Annotated in this window: 9 protein-coding genes and 1 pseudogene; 9 read left to right on the top strand and 1 reads right to left on the bottom strand. The window is 59.5% G+C overall.

Annotated features, from left to right (window positions below; translation table 11 throughout):
• Positions 1 to 270, bottom strand: a pseudogene (locus tag RTS12_RS17750) (GlxA family transcriptional regulator); the annotation flags it as partial.
• A 144-nt stretch (positions 271 to 414) separates the two neighbouring features.
• Here RTS12_RS17750 and RTS12_RS17745 point away from each other — a divergent pair.
• The 9 genes from RTS12_RS17745 to RTS12_RS17705 all read left to right on the top strand — a co-directional run bounded on the left by RTS12_RS17745 (position 415) and on the right by RTS12_RS17705 (position 11,636).
• Entirely contained in the window at positions 415 to 1,302 is an 888-nt protein-coding gene (locus tag RTS12_RS17745; protein WP_312530886.1) for a 3-keto-5-aminohexanoate cleavage protein, read from the top strand.
• Positions 1,303 to 1,329: 27 nt separating this feature from the next.
• Positions 1,330 to 2,880 (top strand): ABC transporter substrate-binding protein, encoded by a 1,551-nt coding sequence (locus RTS12_RS17740; RefSeq protein WP_312530884.1) that lies wholly within the window; start codon positions 1,330 to 1,332, stop codon positions 2,878 to 2,880.
• A complete protein-coding gene (locus RTS12_RS17735; RefSeq protein ID WP_312530882.1) occupies positions 2,877 to 4,334 on the top strand; it encodes a carnitine 3-dehydrogenase in 1,458 nt (485 codons plus the stop codon). The genes RTS12_RS17740 and RTS12_RS17735 overlap by 4 nt, the downstream gene beginning before the upstream one ends.
• Complete coding sequence (locus tag RTS12_RS17730; protein WP_312530880.1) at positions 4,331 to 5,305, top strand: ABC transporter permease; 975 nt, start codon at positions 4,331 to 4,333, stop codon at positions 5,303 to 5,305. Before RTS12_RS17735 ends, RTS12_RS17730 begins: the two co-directional genes overlap by 4 nt.
• Positions 5,259 to 6,134, top strand: a complete 876-nt coding sequence (locus RTS12_RS17725; protein WP_312530878.1) for an ABC transporter permease — start codon at positions 5,259 to 5,261, stop codon at positions 6,132 to 6,134. Before RTS12_RS17730 ends, RTS12_RS17725 begins: the two co-directional genes overlap by 47 nt.
• 4 nt (positions 6,135 to 6,138) lie before the next feature.
• A complete protein-coding gene (locus RTS12_RS17720) occupies positions 6,139 to 7,740 on the top strand; it encodes an ABC transporter ATP-binding protein (protein WP_312530876.1) in 1,602 nt (533 codons plus the stop codon).
• Complete coding sequence (locus RTS12_RS17715; RefSeq protein WP_312530874.1) at positions 7,737 to 8,636, top strand: alpha/beta hydrolase; 900 nt, start codon at positions 7,737 to 7,739, stop codon at positions 8,634 to 8,636. Before RTS12_RS17720 ends, RTS12_RS17715 begins: the two co-directional genes overlap by 4 nt.
• A 32-nt stretch (positions 8,637 to 8,668) precedes the next feature.
• On the top strand, positions 8,669 to 9,667 hold the full coding sequence (locus tag RTS12_RS17710; protein ID WP_312530872.1) for a helix-turn-helix domain-containing protein: 999 nt from the start codon (positions 8,669 to 8,671) through the stop codon (positions 9,665 to 9,667).
• A gap of 301 nt (positions 9,668 to 9,968) precedes the next feature.
• Positions 9,969 to 11,636, top strand: coding sequence for a thiamine pyrophosphate-dependent enzyme (locus RTS12_RS17705; RefSeq protein ID WP_312530888.1), 1,668 nt, complete (start codon positions 9,969 to 9,971; stop codon positions 11,634 to 11,636).
• The last annotated feature ends 112 nt before the right edge of the window (positions 11,637 to 11,748 follow it).

Below are 11,748 nucleotides of genomic sequence, written 5' to 3'. Positions count from 1 at the left end.
AAGCCCCGCCGTCAACGGCAGACCGCGCGCCGTGCGGCGGATGAACTGGCCGACATTGCGCCGCATGTGATCGCGCGCGCCATATCCCGTGACCACGACCAGCGCATCCGTGGCGCCAATGCGGTCCGCAGGCAGGTCCGATGCCAGCGCCAGACGCGATGAGCTAAAGACCGGCATCCCGTCCATCGTCGCAATCTGCCACGAGAACAGACGCTTTCCTGACAGGTCACGAGCCGCACGAAGCGGCTCGATCGCGCAGGCGAGAATCATGTTGGAAAAACCATCAAAGGTCAGAAAGGTCAGATGAAACGGCGAATTTGGCGACATATGCAAATGATATGTCCTGTTGTGCAAATCGCGAAGCCTGAAAGCAGTTAGGCTGAAAGAAAGATTCCTCGAATTGCCGGAGCTGCGATGAACCGCGATGTCTTTATCACCTGCGCTGTGACTGGATCTGGTCAAAGCCACCTTAAATCGTCCAAGGTTCCGCGCTCGCCGCAAGAGATTGCGCAGGCCTGCATCGAGGCGGCCAAGGCCGGGGCTGCGATTGCCCATGTCCATGTTCGCGACCCCAAAACCGGAACGCCGTCGCGGGACCCGAAACTGTACCGCGAAGTGGTCGAGCGTGTGCGCTCGGCCGATGTCGATGTGGTGTTGAACCTGACAGCGGGCATGGGGGGCGATATTTTCCTGGGCGATCCCGAGGCGCCTTTGCCGCTGAACCCCGCCACAGATCTGGTGGGTGCCACCGAGCGACTGATCCATGTCGAAGAGCTTCTGCCCGAGATTTGCACCCTTGATTGCGGCACGATGAACTTTGCCGAAGCCGATTACGTGATGACAAACACGCCCGGCACGCTGCGCGCCATGGCAGCACGTATTCAAAAAGCCGGGGTTCGCCCTGAAATCGAGGTGTTTGACACCGGCCACCTGTGGCTGGCCAAATCGCTGGTCGAAGAAGGGCTGATCGACGATCCGGTTATGATCCAGTTGTGCATGGGTATTCCCTATGGCGCGCCGGCCGATCCCAACTCGCTGATGGCAATGGTCAACAATATTCCCGCAGGCTGGACCTATTCGATGTTCTCGATCGGGCGGATGCAGATGCCCTATGTCGCGCAAGCCGCATTGATGGGCGGCAATGTCCGCGTCGGGCTCGAGGATAATATCTGGCTAGATCGTGGGGTTCTGGCCTCGAACGGGGATCTGGTTGATCGCGCCGCCACCATTTTGAGCAATATGGGGTGCCGCATCGTTGGGCCTGCCGAGGTTCGTGAAAAGCTTAAACTGACCCGCCGCTAAAGGACGGGCATCACAGGGAGAAGCAAGATGACCGAAGTAACCAGACGCAGCCTTTTGGCGGGCACGGTTGCCATGACCGCCGCGGGCCTTTTGCTGCCACGTGGGGCAAGGGCGCAGGACGCCCAGCCCAAGGTCGGCGGCAAGATGACGATCGGCATGTCGGGGGCCGCGACCTCGGATACGCTGGACCCGGCGCTGTTTCTATCCGGGCCAGTGATCATCGGTATGCTGGCCGTGACCAACACGCTGATGGAAATCGACGACACTGGTAATGCCCGGCCAGAGCTGGCCGAAAGCGCCGAGCCGGATGCATCTGCAACAACCTGGACGTTCAAACTGCGGTCGGATGCGAAATTCGGAGATGGCAAGGCCGTAACGGCCAAGGATGTCATCGCTTCGTTCAACCACCATCGCGGACCAGATTCGAAATCCGGCGCGATGGGCCCATTGGAGCAGGTCAAAGACATCCGCGCAGATGGTGACAGCACCGTTATCTTCGAGCTGAATGCCGGGAATGCGGATTTTGCCACTCTGACCGCAGATTATCACTATCTGATCATGCCAGCCAACGAGGATGGCACATTGAACTGGCAATCGGGCCTTGGCACGGGCGGCTATTCGCTGGTCAGTCACGAACCGGGCGTGCGGCTGGTTCTCAAGCGTCGTGGCGATTATTTCAAAAAGGACCGTGCATGGTTTGAGGATGTCGAGATCATTGCTATCTCGGATCCGACCGCACGCCAGAATGCGTTGATGACGGGCGAGGTCGATGTGATCAACGCCCCTGATCTGGCAACCGTTGGCTTGTTGAAGCGCCGTCCCGGTATCTCGTTGGTCGAGACGACGGGAACGGCGCATTACACCATGCCCATGCTGACCAACACCAAGCCGCTTGACGATAATAATGTCCGGCTTGCGCTGAAATATGCTGTGAACCGCGAGGAGTTTTTGGAAAAGATCGTGCATGGTTATGGCAAAATCGCCAATGACAGCCCGATCACACCGGCCAACCGCTATTATGCAGCCGATCTGCCGCAGCATAGCTATGACCCTGACAAGTCGAAATATTACCTTAAGCAAGCGGGGTTGGACTCGCTCGACATCGACCTGTCGACCTCTGAAACGGCATTTACCGGCGCTGTCGATGCCGCCCAGCTTTTCCAGCAATCGGCCAAGGCCTGCGGCATCAATGTGAATGTCAAACGCGAGCCCGAGGATAACTACTGGACTAATGTCTGGATGAAAAAGCCTTTTTGCATGGGCTACTGGAACGGGCGTCCGACCGAAGATGATATGTTCAGCCTTGCCTATTCCAAAGGTGCGGAATGGAACGAAAGCTTCTGGGATAATGAGAAATTCAACCAGCTTCTGCTAAGCGCGCGCGCCGAGCTGGACGATAACCGGCGCCGTGAAATGTATCACGAGATGCAAGGCATCGTATCCGAGGATGGCGGCACGATCATTCCGGTCTTTGTGAATTACGTGGACGCGCAGAACGACAAAGTCGCGCATGGCAAGGTTGCGGGCGATCGCTTCTTTGACGGGTGGAAAATCGTGGAACGGTGGTGGGCCGCATGAAAATCGCAGCAATTGGCGGTGGCGTGATTGGCGGGGGATGGATCGCAAGATTCATCCTTTCCGGCCACGATGTCCGTGTCTTTGACCCCCATCCCGAGGCAAAGCGTATTCTGGGCGAGGTCATGGCCAATGCCAGCCGCGCCTGGGGTCGGATGTTTCAGGCACCTTTGCCCGAGCCGGGACAGATCATCTGGTGCGATAGTATCGCGATGGCGGTCTCCGACGCAGATTACATCCAAGAAAGCGTGCCCGAGCGTCTGGATCTCAAGCATAAAATTTTGTCCGAGATCGAGGCAGCCGCCCCCCCTGAGGCCATCATCGGATCCTCGACCTCGGGGTTCAAACCCTCGGAACTGCGCGACGGTGCGCGTCATCCCGAACGGATCTTGGTCGCCCATCCGTTCAACCCGGTCTATCTGCTGCCCGTGGTCGAAATTGTCGGCGGTGGCCCGGCAGCGGCGCGTGCGACCCAGCTTTTGACCCAGGTCGGGATGAAGCCCGTACAGATTGCGCGCGAGATCGACGCGCATATCGGTGATCGCCTGCTTGAAGCGGTCTGGCGCGAGGCGCTTTGGCTGGTCAATGACGGTATCGCCACCACCGAAGAAATCGACGACATCATCCGCTATGGCTTTGGTCTGCGTTGGGCACAGATGGGCCTGTTCGAGACCTATCGCATTGCCGGAGGCGAGGCCGGGATGAAGCACTTCCTTGCCCAATTCGGCCCGGCGTTGAAATGGCCCTGGACCAAGCTGATGGATGTCCCCGATCTGGACGACCGGCTGGTCGGCATGATCGCGGATCAGTCGGATCAGCAATCGGGCATGCATTCCATTCGCGAATTGGAGCGTATTCGCGATGACAATCTCATCGGGATCTTTCAGGCGCTTAAGACCAATGACTGGGGCGCCGGTCAAATCCTGCGCGAGATGGAAGATCGGTTCTATGCACGCGCTCCGGTCGCGGTCAGTGGCTATCCGTTGCGGCTGCATCAGGCGCGCGTCAGCGGGGATTGGCTGGACTACAACGGCCATATGACCGAGTTTCGCTATCTTCAGGTTCTGGGCGATGCAACAGATGCCTTTTTGATCCATATCGGGCTGGACGCCGCTTATCGCGGGGGGGGCTACTCGGCCTATACGGTCGAAACCCATATTCGCCATCTGGCTGAAACCGGCCCAGGCGAGAAATTGACCGTCGAAACCCGCCTTTTGGGCCATGATGCCAAGAAATTCCGGCTATATCACCGCATTCTGAAAGAAGATGGCTCCGAGGCTGCGACGGGCGAGCATATGCTTTTGCACGTGGACACCAATCTGGGGCGCAGTGTGCCAATGCCGGACAAAATGATCACGACATTTGACAAGATCTTTGCCCAGGATGCGGCGCTACCGCCCCCCGAAGCAGCGGGCGCAGGCATTCGTTCCATCACCGCGCGAGGTGTCCCCGCATGAGCATGACCCGATCCGGCGGCGCTTTGCGACATATGATCCTTACGCGGCTAGGCATCGGTCTTTTTACGCTTTTCATCATCTCGATCCTGGTCTTTCTGGCGGTTGCGATGCTGCCGGGCGACATCGCCCAGCAAATCCTTGGTCGCAACGCCACCCCAGCCGCCGTCGCAGCCTTTCGCGAGCAGCTTGGTTTGGATCAGGGGCTGGTGACACGCTATCTAAATTGGATCTCGGGCGTATTTCGGGGTGATTTTGGCCGCTCGCTGGCCAATGGGCGCCCGGTCTCCGAGCTTTTGGCCGGGCGGCTTGGAAATACGATGTTTTTGGCGCTTTATGCAGCCGTCATCGCCGTGCCCCTGGCCGTGCTGCTGGGGCTTTTGGCGGCGCTTTGGCGTGGCAGTTGGTTCGATCGCCTGATCAATATCCTAAGCCTCAGTGCGATTTCCTTTCCCGAGTTCTTTATCGCCTATCTTTTGATGTTCTGGCTGTCGGTCAATCTGGGCTGGTTTCCTTCGATGGCCAATATCGCGCCGGGAACCGGGCTGTCCGAGATGTTATCGCGCGCGTTCTTGCCCGCAATCACGCTGGTTTTGGTCGTGACTGCCCATATGATGCGCATGACCAGAGCGGCCGTCGTCAATGTCTTGGGCGCGCCATATATCGCAATGTCGCAGCTGAAAGGGGTCAGCCGCTGGCGCATGATCTTGCGCCACGCATTGCCCAACGCCTTGGCGCCAATCATCAATGTGATCGCCCTGAACATTGCCTGGCTGATTACGGGCGTTGTGATCGTCGAGGTGGTCTTCGTCTATCCCGGCATGGGGCAACTGATGGTCGACAGCGTCACCAATCGCGATATGCCGGTTGTGCAGGCCTGCGCGCTGATCTTTGCGGCGGTCTATATCCTGCTCAACCTGATTGCGGATGTGCTGGCAATTGCCACAAACCCCCGCCTTCTGCATCCGAGGTAAGCGCATGGAGATCAGTCGAACCCTACGCTCGATGCCGCCCACTGCGATCTTTGGCATATTGGTCATCCTGATTTACGCAGTTTTGGTCATTTTTGCGCCCATGATCGCGCCTCACCCCGAAGCTGAGATCGTCGGCGGACAGTATGAACCCTGGGGTGGTGCCTTTCCGCTTGGCACGGATTCACTTGGCCGAGACATGCTCTCGCGCCTGATCTGGGGCGCTCGCAATACGGTCTCGATTGCCCTGATCACCACTTTGATCGCCTTTGCGATTGGTGCTGTCACCGGTCTTTTGGCGGCAGCGCTTGGCGGTTGGGTTGATCTGATCTTGTCACGGATCGTCGATATTTTGATGGCCGTGCCCTCGTTGATCTTTACGCTTCTGGCACTGTCAGCCTTGGGACCGGGCGTGTTCAATCTGATCATTGTCATCGCCATCCTTGATTCAACGCGGGTTTTTCGTCTTGCCCGTGCAACGGCGATGAATGTGATGGTCATGGATTACGTCGAGGCCGCCAAGCTGCGCGGTGAGGGAACATGGTGGATCATCCGCCGAGAGGTCCTGCCAAATATCGCCGCACCTTTGATCGCCGAATTTGGCCTGCGCTTTTGCTTTGTTTTCCTGACCATCTCGGCGCTGGCCTTTCTTGGCCTAGGCTTGCCACCCCCGATGGCCGATTGGGGATCGATGGTGCGCGACAATGCCTCTCTGATCACATTCGGCGATGTCACGCCACTGCTGCCTGCCGGCGCAATCGCGCTGCTGACCGTCGCGGTCAACTTCGTGGTCGATTGGATGCTGCACCGCGCCTCGGGGTTGAAGGATTGATCTGATGCTGATGAAAATCGAAAATCTAAAGATCGAGGCCAAGGGCGATGATGGCTGGAACCCCATTCTCAAGGGGGTGGATCTGGCGCTGGACCGGGGTGAGGTTCTGGGCTTGATCGGGGAATCCGGGGCCGGAAAATCCACCTTGGGACTGGCAGCAATGGGTTATGCGGCACCCGGGTTGCGCTTTGCGGGTGGCAAGGTGCTTTTGGATGGCGCCGATCTTTTGTCCCTGCCCGAAAGCGCACGCCGCGCGGTGCGGGGCAAGCGCGTGGCTTATGTCGCGCAATCGGCTGCGGCCAGCTTCAACCCGGCCTGGCGATTGCTTACCCAGTTCTGCGAGGGGCCGCAGATCCACCACACCGCTGGAAAAGCGCAATCCGAGGCCTTTGCCCGCGAGCTTTACGCGCAAATGCATCTTCCAGATCCCGAGCATTTCGGCCTGCGCTTTCCGCATCAGGTGTCGGGTGGTCAGTTGCAGCGTGCCATGGTTGCCATGGCGATGGCCTGCCGTCCTGATTTGATCGTCTTTGACGAGCCGACGACGGCGCTTGATGTCACCACTCAGGTCGGGGTGCTGGCCTCGATCCGCGAGGCCGTGCGTGAATTTGGTACTGCCGCGATCTATATCACCCATGATCTGGCCGTCGTGGCCCAGATGGCCGATCGGATCAAAGTCATGCGCCACGGCCAAGAGGTCGAAGAAGCGCCCACTAGGCAGATGATGGCCGCCCCGCGCGAGGATTACACCCGCTCTTTGTGGGCTGTACGCGAGTTTCGCCGACCAGAGCGTGAGTTGGTTCGCGATCAATCGCCCACCATTCGTGTCAGTGGGGTCACTGCGGCCTATGGCAGCGTCGATGTGCTGAAAAACATCTCTTTTGATATTCCCAAAGGTGCCACGGTCGCTGTGGTTGGTGAATCGGGATCGGGGAAATCCACCACGGCGCGGGTGATCACCGGGCTTTTGCCGCCGCGTCAGGGCCATATCGCGCTGGATGGCGTGGCCCTTCCGCCCGAACTGCGCGCGCGCAGCAAGGACCAACTGCGTCGTATTCAAATGATTTATCAGATGGCTGATACCGCATTGAATCCGCGCCACACCATTGCCGAAATCCTGTCGCGGCCCTTGGCTTTTTACCGCGACCTGCATGGAAAAGCGCGAACCGAGCGGTTGCACGAATTGATGGATCAGATCGAGCTAGAGCCGAAACGGTTTCTGGATCGGCTGCCCGGTGAGCTGTCAGGTGGGCAAAAACAGCGCATCGGCATTGCCCGCGCCTTGGCGGCAAATCCGGATTTCATCATTTGCGACGAGGTCACAAGCGCGCTGGATCAACTGGTTGCCGAGGGGATCTTGCGCCTTCTTAGCCGTCTGCAAGATCAGACCGGGGTGTCTTATATGTTCATCACTCATGACATCGCCACCGTCCGGGCGATTGCCGATGATGTGGTCGTCATGCAGGGCGGGCAGGTGATGGACAAGGGCCTGAAAGCCGAGGTTCTGGATCCGCCACGCCACCCCTATACGGTCGAGCTGCTGGCCTCGGTCCCCGAGCCCAACCCAGATTGGTTGACCCGCCGCATTGAGGAGCTGGCGCGATGAGCACGTCTCGCCAGATCACGGATCCGCAGGTGCTGGATTTCATTCAGCAGACCGAAGCAGCCTATCCTGCGGATGCCAATACAGCCAGCGCTGAAGAAAATCGTACTTATTACAATGAGATGTGCCACGTCTTTCGACGCCCTCGTCCCGATGGGATGATGGTCGAGGATCGCGCCATTGCTGGCATCCCCTGCCGGATCTATGGCCCGACGACGCCGGTATTGGTGCTTTACTGTCATGGCGGCGGCTATGTTGTGGGCGGGCTTGATAGCCATGATGATGTATGTGCAGAAATTGCCGATGCCACTGGATTGCAGGTGGTGGCGGTGGATTACCGGCTTGCGCCCGAATACCGCTTTCCATCGCAGATCGGCGATCTGCGCACGATCTGGCAGGCGCTGGATCAACCCGGCGTCGTCGTGGGCGACAGCGCGGGCGGCTGTCTGGTCGCGGCTTTGTGCCTTGCCATGCAAAAGGGCGCGGGCCGGATGCCTCTTGGGCAGGTCTTGATCTATCCTGGCCTTGGGGGGGATGGAACGGCGCCCTCTTATCGCGAGAACGCGCAAGCGCCGATGCTGCGCACCAGCGATCTGCAAGGCTATCGGCAGGCGTTGATGGGCGATCAACCCGATCATCCACTCTCTGCCCCGCTGACGGCGCCGGATCTGTCAGAAGTGGCACCGGCCTTTATCGTCTCGGCCGATGTCGATCCCTTGCGTGACGACAGCCGCGATTATGCTGAGCGGTTAACAAAAGCCGGCGTTCCGGCGATCTGGCGCAATGAGCTGCAATTGCCCCATGGTTTTTTGCGCGCACGCGCCACCAGTGATCGGGCGCGGCGCAGCTTTCATGCCATAGTCGCGGCAATCGTTCGATTTTCGCAACAAGCCAGCTAGCACGAAACCGCAGATCATGGCAGGATTCGCGGATGAGCTATCTGACCCTCGATCTTGAAGCAGACGCGGACAGCATGCCCGATCTGTCTGCCCCTGAATTGTGGCAACAGGCAGAAGCGGAAGAAGCCCCCGCTTTGGCCCGTGCCGCAGCCGCCCTGGGCGCGCTCGACGCGGCAGTCGAAGACGCGCCATGGCTATTGCCGCGCCTTGCCTTGCTCGAGGCCGAGGCGATGCTTTGGGCACAGGGCATCATCCTTCGATCCGAAGATATTGGTCGCGATCTGCTGGCCGCACGCAGCGGGGCCGATGCCGAAGGGTTGATGCAGGCACGCTGGTGTATCCGTCGCCTTGTTCCCGCGCATACCGCTGGCGAGGTCGCTTTGCGCCGCCCCGAACTGCGCGATCTGCGCAGCTTTCTGGCGCTGCACCGCGTCGAGGTTGCGGGCTTTCACGATGATGCGCCCGCGCGGTTGTGCGGGGCGGATTTCGACGCTGCAAGTCAGGATTTTCTGACCGCGCTGGATCAGCTGGCGGATCGTCATCCCCTGACCCGTGCCGCCGCCGCACAATATTTGTGGCGCCAAAATGGCCTGTCCGCGGTCGAGGATGTCATTGAGGCCGCAAGCTATAGCGCAATTCTGGCAAGCACCGATTTGCAATATTTGCGCTTTGCGCCCTTGGGTCAGTATGGCCAGACGGCATGGCGCAGTGGCGGCAGTGCTGCCATGCGACTTGCGCAATGGCTTGAGGCTGTGCGTGCAGGTGCCCATGAGGCGCGCCAGCACATGCGTCGCCTGCGCGCTTGGCGCGACGACGCCTTGGGCATGGCCGCCAAGATGAAGGGCGACACCCCCGGTCGCCTGATCGAGGCAGCGCTTCAGCGCCCGCTGATCGGGACTGAGGATGCCGAACGCGCCCTTGGCATTTCACGCGACAGCGCCGAACGTGGACTGGCGCGCCTGCAATCCATGGGCATTTTGCGCGAAGTCACGGGCCGTGGCCGCTTTCGCCTGTGGACCGTCGGCCGTTAGGCGCACACCAATCCAAACCTTTGATGCGCTCGTTTCCTAGTCGGATGCGGCGCATTTTCTGTGGCGCATAGGTCTTTTCCGATCGCTTTGGCTGATGGGTGGATCGCTTGGCGGGGATCTTTGGCCTCGCTGTTATCCTTTTATCCAGACGGATCCTGTGCGCCTCAATCGACAAGTAAAAGTTGTCGTTCCATTGCAAATCTTGATTTTTTCCAACGGCTGCCGCGGGCAGGATGAGTTGGAATTCAAACTTGCGCCGCCGCGCCAATTGCCGCGCCGGGCCGGAAATAAGGGACAATATATGCGCAACGGCGGGCAGCTTTTGGTCGAAAGTCTGGTGGCATTGGGGGCAAGCAAAGCCTTTGGCGTTCCGGGCGAAAGCTATCTGGCGGTATTGGACGCGCTTCATGATACGCAAGGCAAGCTTGATTTTGTGATGTGCCGCAACGAAGGCGGCGCGGCGTTCATGGCCTCGGCCTGGGGTAAGCTGAAAGGCGAGCCGGGCCTGTGCTTTGTCACGCGCGGGCCGGGCGTGACCAACGCGTCAATCGGGGTGCATACGGCCATGCAGGATTCGGCCCCGATGATCCTGTTTGTCGGTCAGGTCGGCACAGATATGAAAGGTCGCGAAGCCTTTCAGGAGATCGATTACCGCGCTGTGTTCGGCACAGTTGCTAAATGGGCGGTAGAGATCGATCAGATCGAACGTCTCCCCGAAATTCTGGCGCGCGCATGGACGACGGCGCTAAGCGGGCGTCCGGGTCCGGTGGTCATTGCCTTGCCCGAAGACATGCTTACGGCGCTGACCACGGCCCAGCCTTTGAGCGGCCCCGCGCAGATCGCCGAGGCTGCCCCGCTGCCTATGGCGCTGGAGCAAGCCCATAAGATGCTGGCCCAAGCCCATCGTCCGGTGATCTTGATGGGTGGCTGCAATTGGACCCAGCAGGGCCAACGAGATTTGCAGGCTTTTGCCGAAGCATCGGACATTCCGGTCATCGCGGCCTTTCGATATCAGGATCAATTCGACAACTTTTCCCCTGCCTATGCAGGCGAGGCCGGGGTCGGGATGCCGGCCCATGTCAAAGCGCGGATCAAAAACGCCGATGTCATTTTGGCCATCAACGTGCGTTTTGGCGAGATGACGACCGATGGCTATACGCTGCTGACGGTCCCTGTCCCCGTTCAGAAGCTGATCCATGTCCATGGCTCGGACCGAGAGCTGGGCAAGATCTATCAACCAACTTTGGGCATCCATGCCGGTCCCAACGCCTTCTCCGCCGCCTTGTCGCCAGTTCACGGCGATTGGGCACAATGGCGCGCCCAAGCTCGCGCCGATTGGGAGGCCGGAATGGATCTGCCGCCGCAGCCTTCACCAGTTGATATGGGGCTGGCGAGCGCGCATCTGCGCGACGTGCTGCCCAAGGATGCAATCCTCACCAATGGGGCGGGGAACTTTACGGTTTGGCCGAATAAATTCTACAAATACGGGCCGCAGGCGCGGCTGCTGGCACCGCAATCGGGCGCAATGGGATATGGCCTGCCCGCAGCCATCGCCGCCAAAATAGCCTATCCAGAACGGACTGTGGTCTGTTTTGCCGGTGACGGCGATTTCCAGATGAACTGCCAAGAGTTGGCGACCGCCCTTCAGGCCGGGGCGCAGCCGATCATCTTGATCCTGAACAACGGCATTTACGGCACCATTCGCGCACATCAGGAGCGAAACTATCCGGGCAGGGTCATGGGAACCACCATGGCGGAAAATCCCGATTTTGTCATGCTGGCCAAGGCCTATGGCTTTCACGCCGAGCGCGTCGCCACGACCGAGGATTTCCCCGCAGCCTTTGCCCGCGCCCGCGCCTCGCGAACGGGGGCCGTGCTGGATCTTGATATCTCTCCCGAGGCGCTAACCCCGCGCCAGACCCTGTCGCAGATGCGCCAAGCGGCCCTTGCAGCAAAGGAAAAGGCATGAGCGCCGGTCAGACCATCCGACTGGGGGCCGATATTGGCGGCACCTTTACCGACATTGCCCTTGAATGCCGCGGGCAGATGTTTTCGACAAAGGTCCTGACGAATTACGCAGC

Source organism: Paracoccus sp. (in: a-proteobacteria) (assembly GCF_032007265.1).
Classification (GTDB): Bacteria; Pseudomonadota; Alphaproteobacteria; order Rhodobacterales; family Rhodobacteraceae; genus Paracoccus.
The sequence above is the reverse complement of the archived record's forward strand: the minus strand, read 5'-3'. Positions and strand labels throughout refer to the sequence as shown.

Excerpts from the sequence above, each read along its gene's own strand:
- RTS12_RS17745 (WP_312530886.1), top strand. The coding sequence starts at position 415 with ATGAACCGCGATGTCTTTATCACCTGCGCTGTGACTGGATCTGGTCAA.
- RTS12_RS17740 (WP_312530884.1), top strand. The coding sequence starts at position 1,330 with ATGACCGAAGTAACCAGACGCAGCCTTTTGGCGGGCACGGTTGCCATG.
- RTS12_RS17735 (WP_312530882.1), top strand. The coding sequence starts at position 2,877 with ATGAAAATCGCAGCAATTGGCGGTGGCGTGATTGGCGGGGGATGGATC.
- RTS12_RS17730 (WP_312530880.1), top strand. The coding sequence starts at position 4,331 with ATGAGCATGACCCGATCCGGCGGCGCTTTGCGACATATGATCCTTACG.
- RTS12_RS17725 (WP_312530878.1), top strand. The coding sequence starts at position 5,259 with ATGTGCTGGCAATTGCCACAAACCCCCGCCTTCTGCATCCGAGGTAAG.
- RTS12_RS17720 (WP_312530876.1), top strand. The coding sequence starts at position 6,139 with ATGCTGATGAAAATCGAAAATCTAAAGATCGAGGCCAAGGGCGATGAT.
- RTS12_RS17715 (WP_312530874.1), top strand. The coding sequence starts at position 7,737 with ATGAGCACGTCTCGCCAGATCACGGATCCGCAGGTGCTGGATTTCATT.
- RTS12_RS17710 (WP_312530872.1), top strand. The coding sequence starts at position 8,669 with ATGAGCTATCTGACCCTCGATCTTGAAGCAGACGCGGACAGCATGCCC.
- RTS12_RS17705 (WP_312530888.1), top strand. The coding sequence starts at position 9,969 with ATGCGCAACGGCGGGCAGCTTTTGGTCGAAAGTCTGGTGGCATTGGGG.